This is a genomic window from Ramlibacter sp. JJN2-2R (assembly GCF_057747835.1).
Genome location: NZ_CM173226.1, coordinates 328,345 through 349,017, shown reverse-complemented (window position 1 = coordinate 349,017; position 20,673 = coordinate 328,345). Strand labels below are relative to the sequence as shown.

22 protein-coding genes are annotated in these 20,673 nt (G+C 70.9%); 13 read left to right on the top strand and 9 right to left on the bottom strand.

The features are described from left to right. Positions 1–25 precede the first annotated feature (25 nt). The 4 genes from AC3ANR_RS01745 to AC3ANR_RS01730 are packed head-to-tail and all read left to right on the top strand — an operon-like array spanning position 26 to position 2,335. A complete protein-coding gene (locus AC3ANR_RS01745; protein ID WP_488290157.1) occupies positions 26–535 on the top strand; it encodes a flavin reductase family protein in 510 nt (169 codons plus the stop codon). Next, positions 532–972 carry a MarR family winged helix-turn-helix transcriptional regulator gene (locus AC3ANR_RS01740; RefSeq protein WP_488290156.1) on the top strand — a complete coding sequence of 147 codons (441 nt, stop codon included), beginning with the start codon at positions 532–534 and terminating at the stop codon, positions 970–972. Before AC3ANR_RS01745 ends, AC3ANR_RS01740 begins: the two co-directional genes overlap by 4 nt. 39 nt (positions 973–1,011) lie before the next feature. Further along, positions 1,012–1,932: a DMT family transporter gene (locus AC3ANR_RS01735; protein ID WP_488290155.1), complete on the top strand. Its 921-nt coding sequence runs from the start codon at positions 1,012–1,014 to the stop codon at positions 1,930–1,932. Between the two features lie 34 nt (positions 1,933–1,966). Beyond that, on the top strand, positions 1,967–2,335 hold the full coding sequence (locus AC3ANR_RS01730) for a DUF6941 family protein (protein WP_488290154.1): 369 nt from the start codon (positions 1,967–1,969) through the stop codon (positions 2,333–2,335). 8 nt (positions 2,336–2,343) lie between these two features. Here the strand turns inward: AC3ANR_RS01730 and AC3ANR_RS01725 are convergent, their stop codons facing one another. Beyond that, positions 2,344–3,450 (bottom strand): Rieske 2Fe-2S domain-containing protein, encoded by a 1,107-nt coding sequence (locus AC3ANR_RS01725; protein WP_488290153.1) that lies wholly within the window; start codon positions 3,448–3,450, stop codon positions 2,344–2,346. Between the two features lie 113 nt (positions 3,451–3,563). Here AC3ANR_RS01725 and AC3ANR_RS01720 point away from each other — a divergent pair, with 113 nt between their 5' ends. Then, a complete protein-coding gene (locus AC3ANR_RS01720) occupies positions 3,564–4,472 on the top strand; it encodes a LysR family transcriptional regulator (RefSeq protein ID WP_488290152.1) in 909 nt (302 codons plus the stop codon). Positions 4,473–4,475: 3 nt separating this feature from the next. Here the strand turns inward: AC3ANR_RS01720 and AC3ANR_RS01715 are convergent, their stop codons facing one another. Then, positions 4,476–6,485 (bottom strand): acetoacetate--CoA ligase, encoded by a 2,010-nt coding sequence (locus AC3ANR_RS01715; protein WP_488290151.1) that lies wholly within the window; start codon positions 6,483–6,485, stop codon positions 4,476–4,478. A 130-nt stretch (positions 6,486–6,615) separates the two neighbouring features. Between AC3ANR_RS01715 and AC3ANR_RS01710 the strand changes: the two genes are divergently transcribed. From AC3ANR_RS01710 to AC3ANR_RS01695, 4 genes are all read left to right on the top strand, one after another. Continuing rightward, the gene (locus AC3ANR_RS01710) at positions 6,616–7,218 is read left to right on the top strand and encodes a TetR/AcrR family transcriptional regulator (RefSeq protein WP_488290150.1); all 603 of its coding nucleotides are present in this window, start codon (positions 6,616–6,618) and stop codon (positions 7,216–7,218) included. A gap of 200 nt (positions 7,219–7,418) precedes the next feature. Next, positions 7,419–8,306, top strand: coding sequence for an alpha/beta fold hydrolase (locus tag AC3ANR_RS01705; protein WP_488290149.1), 888 nt, complete (start codon positions 7,419–7,421; stop codon positions 8,304–8,306). Between the two features lie 128 nt (positions 8,307–8,434). Further along, positions 8,435–9,763, top strand: coding sequence for a solute carrier family 23 protein (locus AC3ANR_RS01700; RefSeq protein ID WP_488290148.1), 1,329 nt, complete (start codon positions 8,435–8,437; stop codon positions 9,761–9,763). 10 nt (positions 9,764–9,773) lie between these two features. Continuing rightward, positions 9,774–10,196 carry a hotdog fold thioesterase gene (locus AC3ANR_RS01695; RefSeq protein WP_488290147.1) on the top strand — a complete coding sequence of 141 codons (423 nt, stop codon included), beginning with the start codon at positions 9,774–9,776 and terminating at the stop codon, positions 10,194–10,196. Positions 10,197–10,291: 95 nt separating this feature from the next. On the opposite strand, the gene AC3ANR_RS01690 is transcribed toward AC3ANR_RS01695, so the two are convergent. Further along, the gene (locus tag AC3ANR_RS01690; protein ID WP_488290146.1) at positions 10,292–10,855 is read right to left on the bottom strand and encodes a cob(I)yrinic acid a,c-diamide adenosyltransferase; all 564 of its coding nucleotides are present in this window, start codon (positions 10,853–10,855) and stop codon (positions 10,292–10,294) included. A 107-nt stretch (positions 10,856–10,962) separates the two neighbouring features. Here AC3ANR_RS01690 and AC3ANR_RS01685 point away from each other — a divergent pair, with 107 nt between their 5' ends. Together AC3ANR_RS01685 and AC3ANR_RS01680 are read left to right on the top strand one after the other, a co-directional pair. Beyond that, entirely contained in the window at positions 10,963–11,586 is a 624-nt protein-coding gene (locus AC3ANR_RS01685) for an EF-hand domain-containing protein (RefSeq protein ID WP_488290145.1), read from the top strand. Between the two features lie 36 nt (positions 11,587–11,622). Continuing rightward, on the top strand, positions 11,623–13,047 hold the full coding sequence (locus tag AC3ANR_RS01680) for an FAD-binding oxidoreductase (protein WP_488290144.1): 1,425 nt from the start codon (positions 11,623–11,625) through the stop codon (positions 13,045–13,047). Positions 13,048–13,066: 19 nt separating this feature from the next. Here the strand turns inward: AC3ANR_RS01680 and AC3ANR_RS01675 are convergent, their stop codons facing one another. From AC3ANR_RS01675 to mnmG, 6 genes are read right to left on the bottom strand one after another with little or no spacing between them, the layout of a single operon-like run. Beyond that, positions 13,067–13,993 carry a ParB/RepB/Spo0J family partition protein gene (locus AC3ANR_RS01675; RefSeq protein ID WP_488290143.1) on the bottom strand — a complete coding sequence of 309 codons (927 nt, stop codon included), beginning with the start codon at positions 13,991–13,993 and terminating at the stop codon, positions 13,067–13,069. Between the two features lie 18 nt (positions 13,994–14,011). Then, positions 14,012–14,551 (bottom strand): RBBP9/YdeN family alpha/beta hydrolase, encoded by a 540-nt coding sequence (locus AC3ANR_RS01670; RefSeq protein ID WP_488290142.1) that lies wholly within the window; start codon positions 14,549–14,551, stop codon positions 14,012–14,014. Positions 14,552–14,605: 54 nt separating this feature from the next. Further along, positions 14,606–15,391, bottom strand: coding sequence for a ParA family protein (locus AC3ANR_RS01665; RefSeq protein WP_488290141.1), 786 nt, complete (start codon positions 15,389–15,391; stop codon positions 14,606–14,608). An 8-nt stretch (positions 15,392–15,399) separates the two neighbouring features. After that, positions 15,400–16,014, bottom strand: a complete 615-nt coding sequence (locus tag AC3ANR_RS01660) for a LysE family transporter (protein WP_488290140.1) — start codon at positions 16,012–16,014, stop codon at positions 15,400–15,402. A 43-nt stretch (positions 16,015–16,057) separates the two neighbouring features. Then, a complete protein-coding gene (gene rsmG / locus AC3ANR_RS01655) occupies positions 16,058–16,705 on the bottom strand; it encodes a 16S rRNA (guanine(527)-N(7))-methyltransferase RsmG (RefSeq protein WP_488290139.1) in 648 nt (215 codons plus the stop codon). Further along, a complete protein-coding gene (mnmG, locus tag AC3ANR_RS01650) occupies positions 16,702–18,651 on the bottom strand; it encodes a tRNA uridine-5-carboxymethylaminomethyl(34) synthesis enzyme MnmG (RefSeq protein ID WP_488290138.1) in 1,950 nt (649 codons plus the stop codon). The genes rsmG and mnmG overlap by 4 nt, the downstream gene beginning before the upstream one ends. A 131-nt stretch (positions 18,652–18,782) precedes the next feature. On the opposite strand from mnmG, the gene AC3ANR_RS01645 reads away from it, so the two are divergent. Both AC3ANR_RS01645 and AC3ANR_RS01640 read left to right on the top strand, forming a co-directional pair. Next, positions 18,783–19,364, top strand: a complete 582-nt coding sequence (locus tag AC3ANR_RS01645; RefSeq protein ID WP_488290137.1) for an NADPH-dependent FMN reductase — start codon at positions 18,783–18,785, stop codon at positions 19,362–19,364. Positions 19,365–20,360: 996 nt separating this feature from the next. Further along, on the top strand, positions 20,361–20,621 hold the full coding sequence (locus AC3ANR_RS01640) for a YkgJ family cysteine cluster protein (protein WP_488290136.1): 261 nt from the start codon (positions 20,361–20,363) through the stop codon (positions 20,619–20,621). Positions 20,622–20,673: the final 52 nt, after the last annotated feature.

Genomic DNA, 20,673 nt, shown 5'->3' with positions numbered 1-20,673 from the left:
CATGAAAATTCATGCAACGCCGCCGATGAGCCCGCCCCGCCAGGCCCAACCGCCCGCCTTCTCGCCGAAGGAATTCCGCTCGGCCCTGGGCACCTTCGCCACCGGGGTGACCATCGTCACCGCCATGACGGCCGAGGGCAAGCCCATCGGGCTCACCGCCAACTCGTTCAACTCGGTGTCGCTCGATCCGCCGCTGGTGCTGTGGAGCCTGGCCCGGGCCGCGGCGTCGCTGCCGGCCTTCAGCACCGGCTCGCACTACGCCATCAACATCCTGGCGGCCGACCAGAAGCTGCTGGCCGAGCGCTTCGCGGTCAAGGGCACCGACCGGTGGGGCGGCGTCGAGTTCTCGCGCGGCTGCGGCGATGCCCCGCTGATCCAGGGCGCCGCGGCCACCTTCGAATGCTTCAACCGCAGCCGATACGAGGAAGGCGACCACGTCATCTTCGTCGGCGAGGTGGAGCGCTGCAACTGGCGCCCGGGAGCCGCCCCCCTGCTGTTCCACGGCGGCCGGTTCTACACCGAGCTGCCGCTGTGACCGCGCCGGTGCCGGGCGGCCGGTTCGTCGACAACTACCTCGGCTACCTGCTGGGCCAGGCGAACCACGCCCTGTACAAGGAGTTCGACGCCCAGGTGCGCGCGCGCGGCCTGAGCTCGATCGAGTGGCGCGTGCTGGCCACCCTGCATGACAGCGAGCCGCTCACCGTGAGCCAGCTCGCCCAGGAGGTGCTGTCCAAGCAGCCCACCGTCACCAAGCTCGTGCAACGCATGGTCGACCAGGGCTGGGTGGCGCTCAAGGCCGACCCGACCGACCAGCGCCGCACGCTCGTGGCCGCCACCGCGGCCGGGCGCCGCCTGGTGCGGCCGCTGGTGGAGGCGGCCAAGGCGCACGAGTCGCGCATCCTGCGCTCGCTCGGCGCGTCGGAGAAGGCGGCCTTGCGCAAGCTGCTGGAGAAGATCACGCAGCACGCCTGACAGGCGCTTGCGCGCGGCGCCCGGTAGCATCGGGCCCCGATGACCGACCGCAAACACCACCTCGACGCACTGGCCGTCGGGCTGCTGATCGCCTGCTGCCTGTTCTGGGGCTTCCAGCAGACCCTGATCAAGACCACCGTCGCCGAGGTGCCGCCGCTCTGGCAGGCCGCGCTGCGCTTCGCCGGCGCGACCGCGCTGCTGGTGCTGTGGTGCGCCGTGCGGCGCGTGCCGCTGTTCGCGCGCGACGGCACGCTGGCCCCGGGCCTGCTCGCGGGCGCCTTGTTCGCGGCCGAGTTCGCGTGCATCTACCTCGGGCTGCGCGACACCACGGCCTCGCGCCTGACGGTCTTTCTCTACACGTCGCCGTTCGTGGTGGCGCTGCTGCTGCCGCGGCTGGTGCCGGCGGAGCGCCTGCGCGGCGCGCAGTGGGTCGGCCTGCTGATCGCCTTCGCCGCCGTCGCCGTGGCGTTCAGCGAGGGGTTCTCCGGCACCGTGTCGGCCCGCCAGTTGCGCGGCGATGCGCTGGGCCTGGCCGCCGGCACACTGTGGGGGCTGACGACGCTGGTGATCCGTGCCTCGCGGCTGGCCACGACGTCGGCGGAGAAGGCGCTGTTCTACCAGGTGGGCGTCACGGCCCTGGTGGCGCCGCTGCTGTCGCTGGCGCTGGGCGAACCCTGGTCGCTGGCCTACTCGGCGCACGCGTGGGGATCGCTCGCCGCCCAGACGGCGGTGGGCGCGTTCGCCAGCTACCTGGTGTGGATGTGGATGCTGCGCCACTACCCCGCGACGCGCATGTCCTCCTTCACCTTCCTCACGCCGGTGTTCGCGCTGGTGTTCGGCGTCGTGCTGCTGCACGAGCCGCTCACGCTGCAGCTGGTGCTGGCGCTGGCCGGCGTGGCCGCCGGCATCGTGCTGGTCAACCGCAAGGCGCCCGTCCGCGCCGCCCACGCCGAGGCCTGAAGCCCGGCCCCCGTCCACAAGGAGACATCAAACCATGCAGACCCTCTTTGCCCTGGCGGCACGCAGTGCCAGCGTCGACTCGCAGACCGGCCTGCTGTCGGTGTTCGAGGTGCTGGAGAGCATCCATGCACCGCGGCTGCCCGCCCAGCTGTCCGAGTTCGTGTTCATCACCCTGCTGGAGCGCGGGCCCGGCGAGCCCGACCGGCTCGAGGCCGACATCGTCCTGCGGCTGGACGGCCAGGTGCTGACCGCGCAGAAGCTGCCGATCGACTTCGGCGGCCGCAAGCGCTCGCGCCTGGTGGTGCGGCTGGGCGGGCTGCAGGTCCCGGCCGCCGGGCTCCTGTCGGTGCAGATCGACGGCCAGGACCGCGCCGCCCAGGTCGAGATCGAGGGCGCCGCGTAACGCCCGCCTCAGGGCATGCCGAGCTGGTGCGGCTTGCGCATGTCCTTGACCACGGCCGCCGCCTGGCTGGCGACGGACTGGGCCTGCTCCTGCGCGACCAGCTCGGCGAACACACGCCGGAAGTGCGACAGCGCCGCGTCGGAGGCGATCGCCTGCAGCTCGAACGACGGGTCCGCATCGATCACCGCCTGCTGCGCCTCGATCAGGTGCTTGTCCTCCAGGAAGCCCTCGATCAGGCTCTGGTGCAGCGAGCGCGAGATGTTGTGGTCGTCGCCCTCGTAGTTGTTCAGGTAGGTCCAGAAGAAGTGGGTGCTGCGCCGCGTCTCGGGCGTCATGAACTGGCAGTTGCGGTACTCGCGGCTGCCTTCGCGGTTGCCCTTGTCGCTGCCGCTGCCCGCCGGCGAGAACATCGACTCGAGAAAGAAGATGCCCGGGATGTGCATGTGGCCGATGTTGCGGCGGTCCACGTGGCGGTCCTTCTCGGCCGCCGGCAGCACCTTGCGGTGGAACGGCGGCGGCGCGGCGTCCATGTGCCAGCGCTCGACGCGAAAGCCCCGCGGCAGCCGCTCGATGGCCACCGGCCTGGTCTTGTACGCGTACTCCTCGGAGCCGCCCAGCGTCTTGGTGTGAACGAAGGCCAGGTGCGCGAAGTCGGACAGGTTGTCGACGATCAGCAGCCAGTTGGCCCGGTAGTGCATGTAGTCGGGCACGCCCTTCCACTGCGCATCGCGCAGGTAGGGGAAGTCGATGATCGCGGCCGGGTCGGCCTGGGCCGGATCGCCCATCCAGATCCAGACCAGGTGGTCCTTCTCCACCACCGGGTAGCTCTTGACGCCCAGCTTGGCCGGGACCACGTCCTGGCCCGGGATCTGGATGCACTTGCCGGACGGGTCGAACTTCAGCCCGTGGTACATGCAGCGAACGCAGTCGCCCTCGCGCCGTCCCAGGTGCAGCGGGACGCCGCGGTGGCAGCATCGGTCCCGCAGCGCGACGACCTGGCCGCTCTCGCCCTTGTAGAGCAGCACCGACTCCTCCAGGATGGTGCGCGGCAGCATCCTGCCGTCGATCAGCTCGTGGTCCCAGGCGGCCACGTACCAGCAGTTCTTCAGGAACATCGTCGTCTCCATCGCGGCGCGGGGCCGGCACTCTTTCGGATGGGACAATCCTAGGAACGCGCGCCTCCCGGATCAACCGGCGCGGCTGGCCACTGTGTTCCGCTTTCTGGACAATGAACTGGGACGACTTCGACGCCTTCTGCCAGGTCGTGGACCACGGCGGCTTCACCGCGGCGGCCCGCGCGCTGGACCGCCCCAAGTCGAGCCTGAGCGCGTGCGTGGCGCGGCTGGAGGCGCAGCTCGGGGCCCGGCTGCTCGAACGCACCACGCGCCGGCTGCGCCTGACGGAAGCCGGTGAGTCGCTCTACCGCGACATGTCCAGGCCGTTCGCGCAGCTGCGCGAGCTGGCGGTCGATGCCGTCGCCAAGGGCGCGCAGGTGCAGGGCACGCTGCGCATCGCGGCGCCCTACGAGTTCGGCGCCCACCACCTGGCCAGCGTGACGTGCCGCATGCTGGCCACACACCCCCTGCTGAAGGTGCAGATCGACGTCGAGCACGCGCGCGTCGCTCTGTTCGAGCGGCACTACGACATCGTGTTCTCCGCCATCGAGCACGGCTTCGCGCCGTCGACCGTGGTGGCCAAGCGCGTGTACTCGCTCGAGCGCGGATTGTTCGCCGCCCCCGACCTGCTGGCCCGGCATGCGCCGGTGGCCGCGCCCGAGGACCTGGCCGCGTTGCCCCTGCTGGCCGGCGGCGAGGACAGCGCGTGGTCCTTCACGGCGGCCGACGGCACGCCCGCCTCGCTCGACGTGCGCAATCCATCGCTGCGCAGCGGCAATGCGCAGGTGCGCCTGCAGGCGGCAATCGCCGGCCTGGGCGTGGCGCGCGTCACGTCGACGTTCTGCGCCGACGCGCTCGCGCAGGGCCGGCTGGTGCGCCTCTTGCCGCAGTGGACCTGCGCGCCGCTTCGCATCAGTGCCCTGCTGCCCGGCCGCCGGCTCATGCCGGCCAAGGTGCGCGCGTTCCTGGACGGACTGGAGGACGAGGCGCGCCAGCAGGGCAACGCCATCGCCGCGCCCTGACGCTCAGGCCGCCTGCCGCTGCGCGCGCTCGCGCGCCAGGGCGACGAACCAGTCCATCGCCGCCGGATTGGCCATCGCCTCGCGATTCACGACCTTCTCGATCGGCTGGCCGAGCAACAGCTTCTTGACCGGCAGTTCCTGCTTCTTGCCCGAGAGCGTGCGCGGGACCTCCGCCACCTGGTAGATCGCATCGGGCACGAAGCGCGGGCTCACGGCCGTGCGGATGGCCGCCTGGATGCGCGATCGCAGCGCCGCGTCCAGCGCGATGCCGGGCCGCAGCACCACGAACAGCGGCATCCAGCTGTCCCGCCCCAGGTATTCGAGATCGACCACCAGCGAATCGAGCACCTCGGGCAACGCCTCCACGGCGCTGTACAGCTCGCTGGTGCCCAGGCGCAGGCCGTGGCGGTTGATGGTGGCGTCGCTGCGGCCGTAGATGATGCAGCCGCCCTCGGGCGTGATGCGCAGCCAGTCGCCGTGCCGCCAGACGCCGGGCCAGGTGTCGAAGTACGAGGCCAGGTAGCGCTGGTTGCCCGGATCGTTCCAGAAGTAAAGCGGCATGGACGGGATCGGCCTGGTGCACACCAGCTCCCCCACCTCGTCGACGACGCTGCGGCCCTGCTCGTCCCAGGCCTCCACCGAGCAGCCGAGCAGCCGGCACTGCATCTGCCCGGGCACCTGCGGCAGTTCGCGGTTGCCGCCGATGAAGGCGCCGGCGAAGTCGGTGCCGCCGGAGATGTTGGACCACCAGATGTCCGGCTTGCCCAGCCGGGCGAACTGTCCATTGACCCAGCGCTGCACGTCCTCCGACAGCGGCGAGCCGGTGGTGCCCAGCGCGCGCACGCTGCGCAGCCCCGGCAAGCGCGCGAGGTCGACCCCGGCCTTCATGCAGTTGGCGAAGAACGCGGCGCCGGCGCCGAAGAACGTCACCCCGACCTCGGCGCCGAAACGCCACAGCGTCGACCAGTCCGGCGCCTCCCTGGAGCCGCCCGGGTTGCCGTCGTACAGGCAGCAGGTGGTGCCGCCCAAGAGGCCGGCCACCTGGGCGTTCCACATCACCCAGCCCGTGGAGCTGTACCAGTGGTAGCGCTCGCCCCAGGTGTTGGGGTGGTAGCTGCAGCCGACGTCGCTGTGCAGGACCAGGTGCGCCATCATCACCAGCAGGATGCCGCCGTGCCCGTGCACGATCGGCTTGGGCAGCCCGGTGGTGCCGCTGGAGTAGACGATCCACAGCGGATGGTCGAACGGCAGCCAGGCGGGCTCGAAGGCGGCCGTGTCGCCGTCCTCGCGCGCCGCCGCGTCGTCGAACCAGGCGTCGGCCGCCAGCGCGCTGGCCGCGCCGGCCTGCCCGAGCACGCGCACGCCGAGCAGGTGGCGCACGCCCGGCAGGGCCGCGCGCAGCTCGGCGACCACCGCGCAGCGGTCGTGGTCCTTGCCGCCGTAGGTGACCCCGTCGCAGGCGATCAGCACCTTGGGCTCGATCTGCCGGAAGCGGTCGAGCACGGCGTTGGTCCCCATGTCCGGCGCGCAGATGCTCCACACGCCGCCCAGGCTGGCCACGGCCAGGAAGGCGACGATCGTCTCCGGGACGTTGGGCAGGTAGGCGGCCACGCGATCGCCCCGCTGCAGCCCCTGCGCCTTCAGGTGCAGGGCGACGGCGGCGACCTGGCGTCGCAGCTCGCGCCAGCCCAGCTCCCGGTGCCGGCCGCGTTCGTCGCGGCTGACGAGGGCCGGCAGGCCCGCTGCCGCGGCCGGCTCGACGTGCCGGAACACCTGGCGCACGTAGTTCACCTGCGCGCCGGGGAACCACTGGGCCCCCGGCATGCGGTCGTCGGCCAGCACGCTGGTGAAGGGGGTGGGCGACTCCACGCCGAAGCACTCCCAGATGCTCGACCAGAACGCGGGCAGGTCGTCCACCGACCAGCGCCACAGCGCGTCGTAGCTGGCGAACGCCAGGCCCCGGTGCTCGCGCAGCCAGTCCTGGTACAGACGGATCTGGGGGATGGATTGCATGCGGCCAGCGTACCAGCGCCGGCGCGGCCGGACCAGCCAGGCTCCCCATGAGGCACCGCCTTGCTCCGCTCGCGCGTCGCTGCAAGCAGCGGCATTTGCATTTTCGGACGACCGTGCTAAAGTGCCCGCCATGGACGCCAAGACGCAGAAGTCCGAGCTCACCCGCGCCGCCATCGTCGGCGCGGCGATGGAGCTGGCCGGCCGCGAAGGGCTGGAGTCGATCACGCTGCAGGCCGTGGCCGACCGCATCGGGCTGTCCAAGAGCGGCGTGTTCTCGCGCGTGGGCTCGCGCGAGTCGCTGCAGAAGGCCGTCATCGAGGAGTGGGGCCGCCGCTTCGTCGACGACGTGTTCGTGCCCGCGATGCAGCAGCCCAAGGGCCTGGCGCGGCTGGACACGATCGTGCAGCGCTGGATCGCCCGCACCCGCGACGTGGAGACGCGCACGGGCTGCATCTTCTCGGCCGGGGCGTTCGAGCTGGACGACCGCGAGGGGCCGCTGCGCGACGTGCTGCACGGCGAGATCCTGCGCTGGCGCGCCGCGCTGCGCCGCTCGGTGCTGCAGGCCGTCGAGGCCGGCCACCTGCGCCCGGACACCGACCCGGAGCAGCTGGTGGGCGAGATCTATGCGCTCACGCTCGGCCTGATCCACGACGCCCGGTTCCTGCGCGATGCGCGCGCCGCCGAGCGTGCCCAGGCCACCTGGCAGCGGTTGCTGTCGACCTACCGCGCCTGACCCCACCCCGAGGAGACCCGCCGTGCCCGTTTGTTCGACCCAATTTCGCACACTCGTGCGAAGAAAGGAACCGAGATGCTGATGATCCTGGCCCTTGCCGCCCTGTACGGCGGCTGGCGCGGTGCCCGCGCCGCCCTCGTGCTGCTGCGCGAGCTGCCCCGGCGCAACGACGACATGGTGTTCTTCTGAGGAGGCCCGCCATGACCCGCTCCGCGATCGAGGCCACGTCGGCCTTCTACCGCACCAGCCCGGCCCTGCGCGTGGCGCGCTGGGGCCTGGCCGCCACGCAGCGGCTGTCGCCGTGGCTGGCCGTGCGCGCCGCCGCCCGCATCTTCGGCACGCCGCTGCCCCCGCGCTGGCTGCGCCGCGACACCGGCTGGCGCGGCGACTGGCGCTGCGAGCGCTGGCCGTTCGAGGACGCACAGCTGACCATCCACACCCGGCCCGCCGATGCGCAGGCACCGGTGGCGCTGCTGGTGCACGGCTGGGGCGGGCATGCCGGCCAGCTGCGGCCGCTGGCCGACACGCTGGCGCAGCAGGGACTGCGCCCGGTGCTGGTGGACATGCCGGCGCACGGCAGCAGCGCCGGCAGCGCGAGCAACCTGCCGCAGTTCGCCCGCGCGATCGACTACGCCCTGGGCCGGCTGCAGCAGGACGGCCACCGCGTCGCCATGCTGGCCGCGCATTCCCTGGGCGCCAACGCGGCCGCCTACGTCGCCAGCCGCGGCGCGGGGATCGAGCGGCTGGTGCTGCTGGCCCCGCCGGCCTCGCCGCGCGCCTTCACGGACTACTTCGCCCAGGTGTTCGGCCTGAGCGAGGCGACGCGCGCGGCGATGCAGCGGCGCATCGAGGCCCGCGAAGGAGTACTGATGGCGCAGTTCGAGCCGCGCGCCGTGGCCCCGCGCATCGGCGTGCCGACGCTGGTGGTGCACGACCGCAACGACAGCATCAATGCCTTCGCCGATGGCCAGGCCTTCGCGCGCGGCATCCCCGGCGCGCAGCTGCTGGCCACCGAGGGCCTGGGGCACCGCAGGATCCTGCAGGATGCGGCCGTGCTCGCCCGCGTGGCGCTGTTCGCCACGCGCTGAATCGCTGCCGCGTCCAGGCGCGGCGCCGCGGCGCGATTGCGGTCGCGTCCCGTCCCCGTGCCGCGCCTTGCGTGGCACGCCCATTGCTCCTAGCATCCCTCGCCACCAACAGGAGAAGGAGAAAAGCAATGGGACTGTTCCACTGGACCGAGCGACCCGCACAGGTGCTGCAGCAAGGCGGCGTGATCGCGCCGGACGAGCGCCTGCCCTGGCCGCAGACGGCGGCCATGGGCGTGCAGCACGTGATCGCGATGTTCGGCGCGACGGTGCTCGCGCCCATCCTCATGGGGTTCGACCCGAACCTGGCCATCCTCATGAGCGGCATCGGCACGTTCATCTTCTTCCTGATCACCGGCGGCAAGGTGCCCAGCTACCTCGGCTCCAGCTTCGCCTTCATCGGCGTGGTGATCGCCGCCACCGGCTACGCCGGCAAGGGGCCCAACGCCAACCTAGCGGTGGCGCTGGGCGGCATCATCGCGTGCGGCGCGATCTATGCCGTCATCGGCGCGATCGTGCAGGCGGTGGGCACCGGCTGGATCGAGCGCTTCATGCCGCCGGTGGTGACCGGCGCGGTGGTGGCGGTCATCGGCCTGAACCTGGCCGGCATCCCGGTGAAGAACATGGCGGCCAGCAACTTCGACTCGTGGATGCAGGCGGTCACCTTCGTCTGCGTGGCCCTGGTCGCGGTGTTCACGCGCGGCATGGTGCAGCGGCTGCTGATCCTGGTGGGCCTGCTCGCCGCCAGCGTGATCTACGCGGTGCTCACCAACGGGCTGGGCCTGGGCAAGCCGATGGACTTCTCGGGCATCGCCAACGCCGCCTGGTTCGGCGCGCCCAGCTTCGTCGCCCCGGTGTTCAGCGGCCCGGCCATGCTGATGATCGCGCCGGTGGCGGTGATCCTGGTGGCGGAGAACCTGGGCCACATCAAGGCCGTCACGGCGATGACCGGGCGCAACCTGGACGCCTACATGGGCCGCGCCTTCCTCGGCGACGGCATCGCCACCATGGTCAGCGGCGCCGCCGGCGGCACCGGCGTGACCACCTATGCCGAGAACATCGGCGTGATGGCCGCCACCAAGATCTATTCGACGGCGGTGTTCGTCTTCGCCGCGGCGATCGCCGTCGTGCTGGGCTTCTCGCCCAAGTTCGGCGCCGTCATCCAGGCCATCCCGCTGCCGGTGATGGGGGGCGTGTCGATCGTGGTGTTCGGCCTCATCGCCGGCGCCGGCGCCAAGATCTGGGTGGACAACCGGGTGGACTTCTCCGACAACCGCAACCTGATCGTGGCAGCCGTGACGCTGGTGCTGGGCACGGGCGACTTCACGCTGCGCTTTGGCGGCTTCGCGCTCGGCGGCATCGGCACCGCCACCTTCGGCGCGATCCTGCTCTACGCGCTCCTGAGCCGCGGGGGCGCCCGCACGGCGCCGGCGGCCACCGCCGACGCGGCGGCGCGCTAGCATCGGCCGCATGCGCATCTGGCAGAAACCGATCTCCGTCGAACTGCTCACCCAGGCCCACGTCGGCACCGCGGTCGAGCGGCTCGGCATCGAGTTCCTGGAGGTCGGCGACGACTTCATCCGTGCCCGCGTGCCGGTCGACGACCGCACGCGCCAGCCCTATGGCCTGCTGCACGGGGGCGTGTCGGTGGTGCTGGCCGAGACGCTGGGCTCCTGCGGCGCGGCCTACAGCTGCGCGCCGGACGCGCGCGCGGTGGGCCTGGACATCAATGCCAACCACCTGCGCGGCGCGACCGAAGGCTGGGTGACCGGCACCACGCGCCCGGTGCACATCGGCCGCACCACCCAGGTGTGGCAGATCGACTTGGCCGACGAACAGGGCCGCGCGACCTGCGTCTCGCGCATCACGATGGCGATCCTGGGCCCACGCTAGGCGCGACTGGCCCTGCGATCAGGTCCCGAATCTCAGCAGGTTGGTCACACCCGGCATGCGGCTGATGGGCCGCTGGCGGTTCGGTGGGCGCGTGGCTAGGCCTGCGATTCGTCCAGCCGCTTGCTCTTCCAGTAGACGTCGTCGCCGCCATCCAGGCGGTTGAGCACGCGCGCGAGCACGAACATCAAATCCGACAGGCGATTGAGGTAGCGCCGCGGCGTGTCGCGCAATGTCTCGGCCTGGCCGAGCGCGACCACCGCCCGTTCGGCGCGGCGGGCCACCGTGCGGCAGACATGCGCCTGCGACGCCGCGCGCGTGCCGGCGGGCAGGATGAACTCCTGCAGCCGGGGCAGCCGCGCGTTGTGCGCCTCCAGCGCTTCGTCCAGGTCGGCCAGCGCCTGCGCCTGCAGCAGCTCGAAGCCCGGGATCGACAGCTCGCCGCCGAGGTTGAACAGCTGGTGCTGGATCTCGACCAGCAAAGCCCGCACCTCCGCCGGCATGGGCTCGCACAGCAGCAGCCCGATGTGCGAGTTGAGCTCGTCCACGTCGCCCATCGCCTGCACCCGCAGGCTGTTCTTGGCCACGCGCGTGTTGTCGCCCAGGCCGGTGGTGCCGTCGTCGCCGGTGCGGGTCGCGATCTGCGTCAGGCGCTTGCCCATGGCTGTGTTGCTCCTCGAAGGATGGTGCTGCGGGTGTGCGGATTGTCCCACCTGCCCCGCTGCGCAGCGCCGACAGCCGCGCCAGCCGGCTCGCACGACCATCGGGCATGCCCAGCCGACGACCCCCGACCCTGCACCGCCCGCCGCACCTGCATCCCCGCCCGCTGATGATCCTGCTGGCGGTGGTGCTGTGCCTGTTCGCCACCCTCGCCTTCGCGCAGACACGCGCCCTGGCGCCCGGCGGCCGCCCGGCGGCGCCGCCCGCCGGCACCGTGGCCGGTTCGCCTTCGGCCTCGGGCCTGACCAGCGGCAGCGCCCCCGGCCTCACCGCCGGCGCCCCGTCCGCCAGCGGGCTCACCAGCGGCGGCGCGGTGCTGCCCCCCGGCGCGCCCTCGGCGTCCGGACTCACCTCCGGCACCACGGGCGGAACGCCCGGCGCGGCCACCGACGTCACCGCGACCAGCATCGGCGGCAGCACGCGCGGGGTGGTGGTGCTGCCGGCGGACACGACGGGCGCCGGCGGTGGCACGGCCACCCGTCTCGCGCTGCAGGGCACGCTCAGCGCCACCCAGGTCGCGCTGCTGTTCCAGCAGGCGGACACGGACGGCGACGGCCTGCTCTCGCGCGCCGAGGCGCTGCGCCTGCAGGTGCTGGCGCTGTCCTTCGACGACATGGACACCAATCGCGACGGTGTCGTGTCACGCTCCGAGTACGAAGCCAGCCTGCGTTAGCGGGCGTAAACTGCGGCGGCCCTGGAGACTTCGCCGATGAACGCCCCCGCCGCTCTCTCGCACCTCGTTCCCGAAGCCAGCCCGCGCCCGGTGCCCCAGGCGCTGCTGGACGCGCTGGCGGCCCGCTTCGGCGCCCAGTGCTCCACCGCCCTGGCGGTGCGCGAGCAGCACGGCCGTGACGAGTCGTCGTTCCAGGCGCCGCCGCCCGCGGCCGTGGTGTTCGCCGAGAAGACGCAGGACGTCGCCGACGCGGTGGCGCTGGCCTCGCAGCACGAGGTGCCGGTGATCCCGTTCGGCGTCGGCTCGTCGCTGGAAGGCCACCTGCTGGCCGTGCAGGGCGGCATCAGCATCGACCTCGGCCGCATGAACAAGGTGCTGTCGGTCAATGCCGAGGACCTGACGGTCACGGTGCAGGCGGGCGTGACGCGCAAGCAGCTGAACGAGGAAATCCGCAGCACCGGCCTGTTCTTCCCGATCGATCCGGGCGCGGACGCCACCCTCGGCGGCATGAGCGCCACCCGCGCCTCCGGCACCAATGCCGTTCGCTACGGCACCATGCGCGAGAACGTGCTCGGCCTGGAGGTGGTGACGGCCGGCGGCGAGGTGATCCGCACCGGCACGCGCGCCAAGAAGTCCTCGGCCGGCTACGACCTCACGCGGCTGATGGTCGGCAGCGAGGGCACGCTGGGCATCATCACCGAGGTGACGCTGCGCCTGTATCCGATCCCCGAGGCGATCTCGGCGGCGATCTGCTCGTTCCCGAGCATCGAGGCGGCGGTGCGCACGGTGATCCAGGTGATCCAGCTGGGCGTGCCGATCGCGCGCGTGGAACTGATCGACCACCACACGGTGCGGATGGTCAACGCGCACAGCAAGCTCGGCCTGCGCGAGGAGCCGATGCTGCTGATGGAGTTCCACGGCTCCCCCAGCGGCGTGAAGGAGCAGGCCGAGACGGTGCAGGAGATCGCCAGCGACCATGGCGGCAACGCGTTCGAATGGGCCACCACGCCCGAGGAGCGCACGCGCCTGTGGACGGCGCGGCACAACGCCTACTTCGCCGCCATCCAGTCACGCCCGGGCTGCCGGGCCATCTCCACCGACACCTGCGTGCCGATCTCGCGCCTGGCCGACTGCCTGCTCGACTCGGTGCAGGAAGCCGATGCGAGCGGCATCCCCTACTTCCTGGTCGGCCACGTGGGCGACGGCAACTTCCACTTCGGCTACCTGCTCGACCCCAACGATCCGCGCGAGCGCGAGGTGGCCGAGGACCTGAACCACAAGCTGGTCGCACGCGCGCTCAGCCTGGGCGGCACCTGCACCGGCGAGCATGGCGTCGGGCTGCACAAGATGGGTTTTCTCGTCACCGAAACCGGTGCCGGCGCGGTCGACATGATGCGCGCCATCAAGCGCGCCCTCGACCCCAAGAACATCCTCAACCCGGGCAAGATCTTCTCGTTGTGACGCGCGGCCGCGCGGCGCCTCACGCGCCGCGCAGGCGGTCGATCAGGCCGTTCAGTTCGTCCAGCGAGCCGAACTGGATGGCGACCTCGCCCATCTCCTCGGCGCGGCCGTTGCGCTTGACGCGCTTTTTCACCCGCACGTCCACTTCGGCGGTGAGCAGGTCCGACAGTTCCTCCTCCACCCGGCGCAGGTCGCGCGACTTTTCCTTCTTCGGCTTGGGCGAGACCAGCGCGAACTCGGCGCCGATCCGCTTGACCAGCGACTCGGCCTCGCGCACCGACAGCTTCCGGGCGGTGATCTGGTTGGCCGCGGTGATCTGCGCGGCCCGCTCCAGCGCGAGCAGCGCGCGCGCATGGCCCATGTCCAGGTCGCCGGCCATCAGCATGGTCTGCACCGGCTCGGCGAGATTGAGCAGCCGCAGCAGGTTCGACGCCGCGCTGCGCGAGCGGCCCACGGCCTGCGCCGCCTGCTCGTGCGTGAGGCCGAAGTCGCGGATCAGCCGCTGCAGGCCCTGCGCTTCCTCCAGCGGGTTGAGGTCCTCGCGCTGGATGTTCTCGATCAGTGCCATCGCCGCCGCGGCCTCGTTGGGCACGTCGCGCACGAGGACCGGCACGCTGTCCAGGCCGGCGAGCCGGGCCGCGCGGTAGCGCCGCTCGCCCGCGATGATCTCGTACTTGCCGGCGTTGGCGCCGTCGGCCAGCTTGCGCACCAGGATCGGCTGCATGATCCCCTGCGACTTGATCGACTCGGCGAGTTCGTACAGCGCGCCCTCGTCCATCCGCGTGCGCGGCTGGTACATGCCGGGGACCATGTCGGCCAGCAGCAGCGAGGCGGGCTGGCCGGGACTGACGCCCGGCGCATCGGCGGCCGCGGCGCCGCTCGGCGCGGTGGGCCCCAGCAGGGCCTCGAGGCCGCGGCCCAGTCCCTTCGGTTTCTTGGTCACCATGGTGGAAGTTCTCTTTCTTCAGTCTTGCATCAGGCCCTGCAGCAGCAGGTGCCCTTCGGGCCAGCTGGCCAGCCCCGATTCGGCATTGATGTGGCCGCTGCGGCCGTGGTCGATCCATCGGCTGCCCCACGCCGCCGCCAGCGCCCGCGCGCGGTCGAGGCTGCAGTAGGGGTCGTCCTGGCTGGCCACCAGCACGCTCGGGAACGGCAGCGGCTGCAACGGGATGGGCGACCAGCCGGGCAGCTGGGCGCGGATCGCCTTGCGTTCGACATCGCCCGGCGCCACGAGCAGCGCGCCGCGCACGCGCGCGGTGTGGCGCGACACCGAGGCCCAGGCGGCGACCAGGATGCAGCCCAGGCTGTGGGCGGCGAAGACGACGGGCTCGTCGCAGGCGAGCACCACGTCCTCCAGCCGCGCGATCCAGTCGCCGCGCAGCGGCCGCATCCAGTCATGCTGCTCGACGCGCCGGTGGCCGTGGCGCTGCTCCCAGAGCGTCTGCCAGTGCCCCGGCCCGCTGCCTTGCCAGCCCGGCAGCACGAGGACGTTGGACGGTTTCATCTGCTTTTGTTTTGATAGCAACAAGACAAGGGCTGGCTTGGCTTGCCGGGCCGATCACATCTTCTGGACGCGATCCACCATTTCGCGGGCGAAGTCGACGAAGGCCTGGCTGCCGCGCGCCGCCGGGTCGAACACCACGCCGGGCAGGCCGTAGCTGGGCGCCTCGGCCAGGCGCACGTTGCGGGGGATCACGGTGTCGAACACCTTCTCGCCGAAGTGCGCCTTGAGCTGTTCGCTCACCTGCTGCTGCAGCGTGATGCGCGGGTCGAACATCACGCGCAGCAGGCCGATGATCTGCAGGTCCTTGTTCAGGTTGGCGTGCACCTGCTTGATGGTGTTGACCAGGTCCGTGAGGCCCTCGAGCGCGAAGTACTCGCACTGCATCGGCACGATCACGCCGTGCGCGCAGCACAGGCCGTTGAGCGTGAGCATGGAAAGCGAGGGGGGGCAGTCGATCAGGACGAAGTCGTAGTCGCCCTCCACCTGGGCCAGCGCCTCGCGCAAGCGGCGCTCGCGCCGCTCGACGTCCACCAGCTCCACCTCGGCGCCCGCCAGTTCGCGGTTGGCGCCCAGCACGTCGTAGCCGCAGCCGGCCTCGACCAGGCGGTCGCTGCGCACCCGCGCCTCGGCCACGCTGGCCGACTCCAGCAGCACGTCGTAGATCGACAGCTCGAGCTTGCGCTTGTCGATGCCCGAGCCCATGGTGGCGTTGCCCTGCGGGTCCAGGTCGACCATGAGCACGCGCTGGCCGACCTTGGCCAGCCCGGCCGCGAGGTTGACGGTCGTGGTGGTCTTGCCGACGCCGCCCTTCTGGTTGGCGACACAAAAGATCTTGGCCATGACCGCCCTTAGCGTGAGACGGCCAGCTTGACGCCGAAACCGATCAGGAAAACACCCGCGAGCTTCTCGAGCACCCGGCCGATGAGCGGGTTGGCGCGCAGGCGCTCCGCCAGGAAATGGGTCAGCAGCACGGCGGCCAGGCCATAACCGAACGTCAACACAGCGATGGTCGCCGCCATCGCGCCGAAGGTCAGCAGCCCCTGGTGGCGGGCCGGATCGACGAACAGCGGAAAGAACGCCATGTAGAACACGATCGCCTTGGGGTTGAGCAGCGTGATGACCGCGGCCTGCCGGAAGTAGTGGTGCGGCTGGATGTCCAGCACCGGCTTGGCGCCCGGGCGGGCCAGCACCATCTTGCCGCCGAGCCAGGCCAGGTAGGCCGCGCCGAGCCACTGCACGGCGTGGAAGGCCGCCGGATAGGCCAGCAGCAACGCGGCCACGCCGGCCACAGCCGCCCACATCAGGACCTGGTCGCCGGCCATGATGCCCAGCGTGGCGGCGAGGCCGGCCCGGATGCCGCCCTTGCCCGTCGAGGTGATCAGGGCCAAGTTGCCCGGCCCGGGGATGGCCAGAAAGATGATGACTGCGGCGACGAACGCGCCGTAATCCGCTACGCCGAACATGGGATCCCCCGGGCTTGCCTTGCTGTGGAGCGCCGAGTGTAAGTCAGCCCTTCGGCAAGGCCGGCCGCATCCAGACGATGCAGCGCTCCGCAGCCAGTCCCGGCACCGTCAGTTGTTCCACGTGAAACACTTCGACGCCCGACGGCAGGGCCGCGATCTCGGCCTCGGGACGCTTGCCTTTCATGGCCAGCCAGACGCCATCGGGCCCCAGCGCCAGGCGCGAGCCGGCGACGAAGTCCCCCAGCGAGGCGAACGCGCGCGAACTGACGATGTCGTAGGGCTCGGCCACCTGCTCCACCCTGCCGTGCCGGCCGCGCAGGTTCTTCAGGCCGAGCGTGCCGGCGACCTGCTGGACGAACGCGGCCTTCTTGGCCACGGCGTCCAGGCAGTCGACCTGCACCTCCGGACAGCAGACCGCGATCACGACGCCCGGCAGGCCGGCGCCGGAGCCCACGTCCAGCAGGCGCCCGGGGCGGCCGGCAGTGTGGCGCCGCAGCGGCGGCACCACGGCCAGGCTGTCCAGCAGGTGGTGGGTGAGCATCTCGCGCTCGTCGCGCACGGCGGTCAGGTTGTAGACCCGGCCCCACTTCTGCAGCAGGGCCAGGTGCTGCAGCAACGCCGCCTGCTGGGCCTCGCCCAGCTCGACACCCAGCGCCGAGGCGCCGGCACGCAGGTCGTCGGCCAGGCTCATGCCGCCTGCTTGGGCTCGTTGGCCGCGTCCGTGAATCCCTTGAACCGGCTCTTCTTCAGGTGGACCAGCAGCAGCGAGATGGCCGCCGGCGTCACACCCGAGATGCGCGAGGCCATGCCCAGCGTTTCGGGCCGGTGCTTGCTCAGCTTCTGGCGCACCTCGATCGACAGCGCCGCCACCTGCATGTAGTCCAGCTCGGCCGGCAGCCGCAGGTTCTCAAAGTACGCGGCCCGTTCGACCTCGTCCTTCTGGCGTTCGATGTAGCCGGCGTACTTGGCGCTGATCTCGAGCTGCTCGACGACGGCGCCGTACAGGTCGCCCAATGTTTCACGTGAAACATCGGCCGAGGCATGGCGGGCCTCGTCCAGGCTCATCAGCGTCTCGTATCCCACCCCGGGCCGGCGCAGCAGGTCGGCCAGGTTGTGCTCGTGTTCGATCGCCTTGCCGAGCACCCGCTCGGACTCGGCCGCCGGCAGGCTGCGCGGATTCACCCAGACCGACCGCAACCGCTGTGTTTCACGTGAAACAGCGTCGCGCTTGCGGTTGAAGGCATCCCACCGGTCGTCGGGCACCAGGCCCAGCCGGCGGCCGACCTCGGTCAGCCGCATGTCGGCGTTGTCCTCGCGCAGCTGCAGCCGGAACTCGGCCCGGCTGGTGAACATGCGGTACGGCTCGGTGACGCCCTTGGTGATCAGGTCGTCGACCAGCACCCCGAGATACGCCTCATCCCGGCGCGGCAGCCATGGCTGCTGGCCCCGGCATTGAAGGGCCGCATTGATGCCGGCGAACAGCCCCTGGGCCGCCGCCTCCTCGTAGCCGGTCGTGCCGTTGATCTGGCCGGCAAAGAACAGGCCCGCGATCTGGCGCGTCTCGAAGCTGCTCTTGAGCGAACGCGGATCAAAGTAGTCGTACTCGATCGCATAGCCGGGCCGCAGGATGTGGGCGTGCTCCAGCCCCGGCAGCGTGCGCACCAGCGCCAGCTGGATGTCGAACGGCAGGCTGGTGGAGATGCCGTTGGGATAGATCTCGTTGGTGGTCAGGCCTTCCGGCTCGAGGAAGATCTGGTGGCTGTCCTTGTCGGCGAAGCGGTTGATCTTGTCCTCGACGCTCGGGCAGTAGCGCGGCCCCACCCCTTCGATCTTGCCGGTGAACATCGGGCTGCGGTCGAACCCCGAGCGGATGATCTCGTGCGTGCGGGCGTTGGTGTGCGTGATCCAGCACGGCACCTGCCGCGGGTGCATCGCCGCCGACCCCATGAAGCTGAACACCGGCACCGGATCCAGGTCGCCCGGTTGCTCCTCGCACTTGGCGAAGTCGATCGTGCGGCCGTCGATGCGCGGCGGCGTGCCGGTCTTGAGCCGGCCCTGCGGCAGCCGCAGTTCCTTCAGCCGCGCCGACAGCGACACCGCCGGCGGGTCGCCTGCCCGCCCCGCGGCGTAGTTGTTCAGGCCGACGTGGATCTTTCCGTCCAGGAAGGTGCCGGCCGTCAGCACGACCGTTCGCGACCGGAAGCGGATGCCGACCTGCGTGACCGCGCCGACGACCCGGTCGCCCTCGACCATCAGGTCGTCCACCGCCTGCTGGAACAGGGTGAGGTTGGGCTGGTTCTCCAGCCGGCGCCGGATCGCCGCCTTGTAGAGGATGCGGTCCGCCTGCGCCCGGGTGGCCCGCACCGCCGGCCCCTTGGAGCTGTTGAGGATGCGGAACTGGATGCCGGCCTCGTCCGTGGCGATCGCCATCGCGCCGCCCAGGGCGTCGACCTCCTTGACCAGGTGGCCCTTTCCGATCCCGCCGATGGACGGGTTGCAGCTCATCTGCCCCAGCGTCTCGATGTTGTGGGTCAGCAGCAGCGTCTTGCAGCCCATGCGGGCGGAGGCGAGCGCAGCCTCGGTGCCGGCATGGCCGCCACCGACGACGATCACGTCGAATTCTTCGGGATAGAGCATGGAGGGAAGGCGCCTGAAGCCGGGCGCGGGCGTCCGTGGACCAGAACCCTCCATTGTACGGCCGAGGACCTCGACTTGCCCAGCGAGCAAGCGCTCACTGGCCGCAGAACGGCTGTGGTGCAATCGTTTGCATGAAGCTCCTCGTCTTTGCCGGCAGCACCCGCCAACTGTCCTTCAACCGCCGCCTGGCCAGGGTGACCGCGGCCATGGCCCGCGAGGCCGGTGCCGAGGTGACGCACATCGAACTGGCCGACTTCGACGTCCCGATGTACGACGCCGACCTGGAGGCGCGCGGCACGCCCGCCGACGTGCTGCGCCTCAAGCAGCTGTGCTTCGAGCATCCGGCATGGATCCTCTGTGCCCCCGAATACAACGCCAGCTACCCCGCCCTGCTGAAGAACACGCTGGACTGGATCTCCAGCCCCGTGCAGGGCGACCCCGCCTGGGCCGACGGCTTCCGGTCCAGCCGCGGCAAGGTGGTCGGCATGCTCAGCGCCTCCCCCGGCGCCCTGGGCGGCCTGCGCTCCCAGAGCCACCTCGCGCCGCTGCTGCTCAACCTGCTGTGCTGGGTCGCGCCCACCAACTTCGCGCTGGCGCGCGCGGCCGATGCCTTCGATGCGGACGGCCGCCTCGTCGCCGACAGTGCCCGGCGCCAGGTGCGCGCCGTCATCGACGAGGTGCTGTGGGCGGCCGAACGGCTCCAAGACCGCTGATGCGCGCGCCGCCTGGACGAGGCGGCGCACCGATGAGGACAACCCTGTGGATGGTTCCGGCACAACCGCGAGGTTGTCCACAGACTCGTCCACCGCGGCCGAGTTGTCCCTGCCGGCACGACAGCACGGAAGCAGGCTCGCCCACAGCATGCGAGGCGCCGCAAGTGCCTGATCGGCAAAGGGAAATCCAGGCTTGTCCACAACGGATGCCGCCCCTTACCTACTACTACTAATTAAAAAGATAGGAATACTAAGAACAGAGAGGCCGAGCCGGCGACCCCGGCCGCCGCGTTTGTCCCCGCCGCTGCCTGCCCGCGCCGAAAGCAACGCCGTCCCCTGGGACGTGGAGGAATCGGGCGACCGCGACTGGCCAGCGGCACATAGGACGGCGAGCGACCTGAAGCGTCCTAGCGGGTCCGCACGAACTGCCCGCCCGGGGAGGGATCGGCAATGCGTCAAGAGGCTTGGAGAGGTCTCCTCGTGGCGCCAAAGGGGGCGCCAAGGGGCGGCAAAGCGGGCACGGACCCCCATGCGTCCCAGAACGGGTGCGGCAGCGGTCCGCTGCCCCCGCCATCGACCGCCACGGCTTGCGCCCAGGCAGCTTGTGCGTGTGCAGCGGGAACAACCCTGTGGACCAGTCCGGCACAACCGGAAGGTTGTCCACAGAAGCGGCCAGCCAGGCAGACTTGTCCCTGCCGGGGCGACAGCACGGAAGCGCGACCGCCCACAGGATCAGGCGACACGTAAGTGCCTGACGGATCAGGCAGAAAGGACGGTTGTCCACAGCGACCGCCGGCCCTTACCTACTACTACTATCTAAACAATAAGAAAACTAAGAGAGAGAAAGCGGGAACCCATGTCCGCCTCGCCCACCCTCCCCGACCCCGTCTTTCCTCGGCCGGCCACGCGCACCGGGACCTGTCCCGGCGCCGATCCCGACCACCGGATGGCTCGCCAACGTGCGACCGGGATGTTCGATGCCATGACGGACGCGACATGGCCCTGAGCTGCCGTGCCGATTGCGGCGCGTGCTGCATCGCGCCGTCGATCACCTCGCCGATTCCGGGGATGCCGCACGGCAAGCCGGCCGGCACGCGCTGCATCCAGCTCGACGAGGCGAACCGTTGCCGCCTGTTCGGCCGGCCCGAGCGGCCCGCCGTCTGTGCGGGCCTGCAGCCCAGCACGGACATGTGCGGCGACTCGGCCTGGCACGCCCTGCACTTCCTGGCCCGGCTGGAGAAGCTGACCGCGCCGTGAATGGCGCATGTCCTGGCAGGGACATGCCCGCCGGGCCCGATCGGTCTAGAGT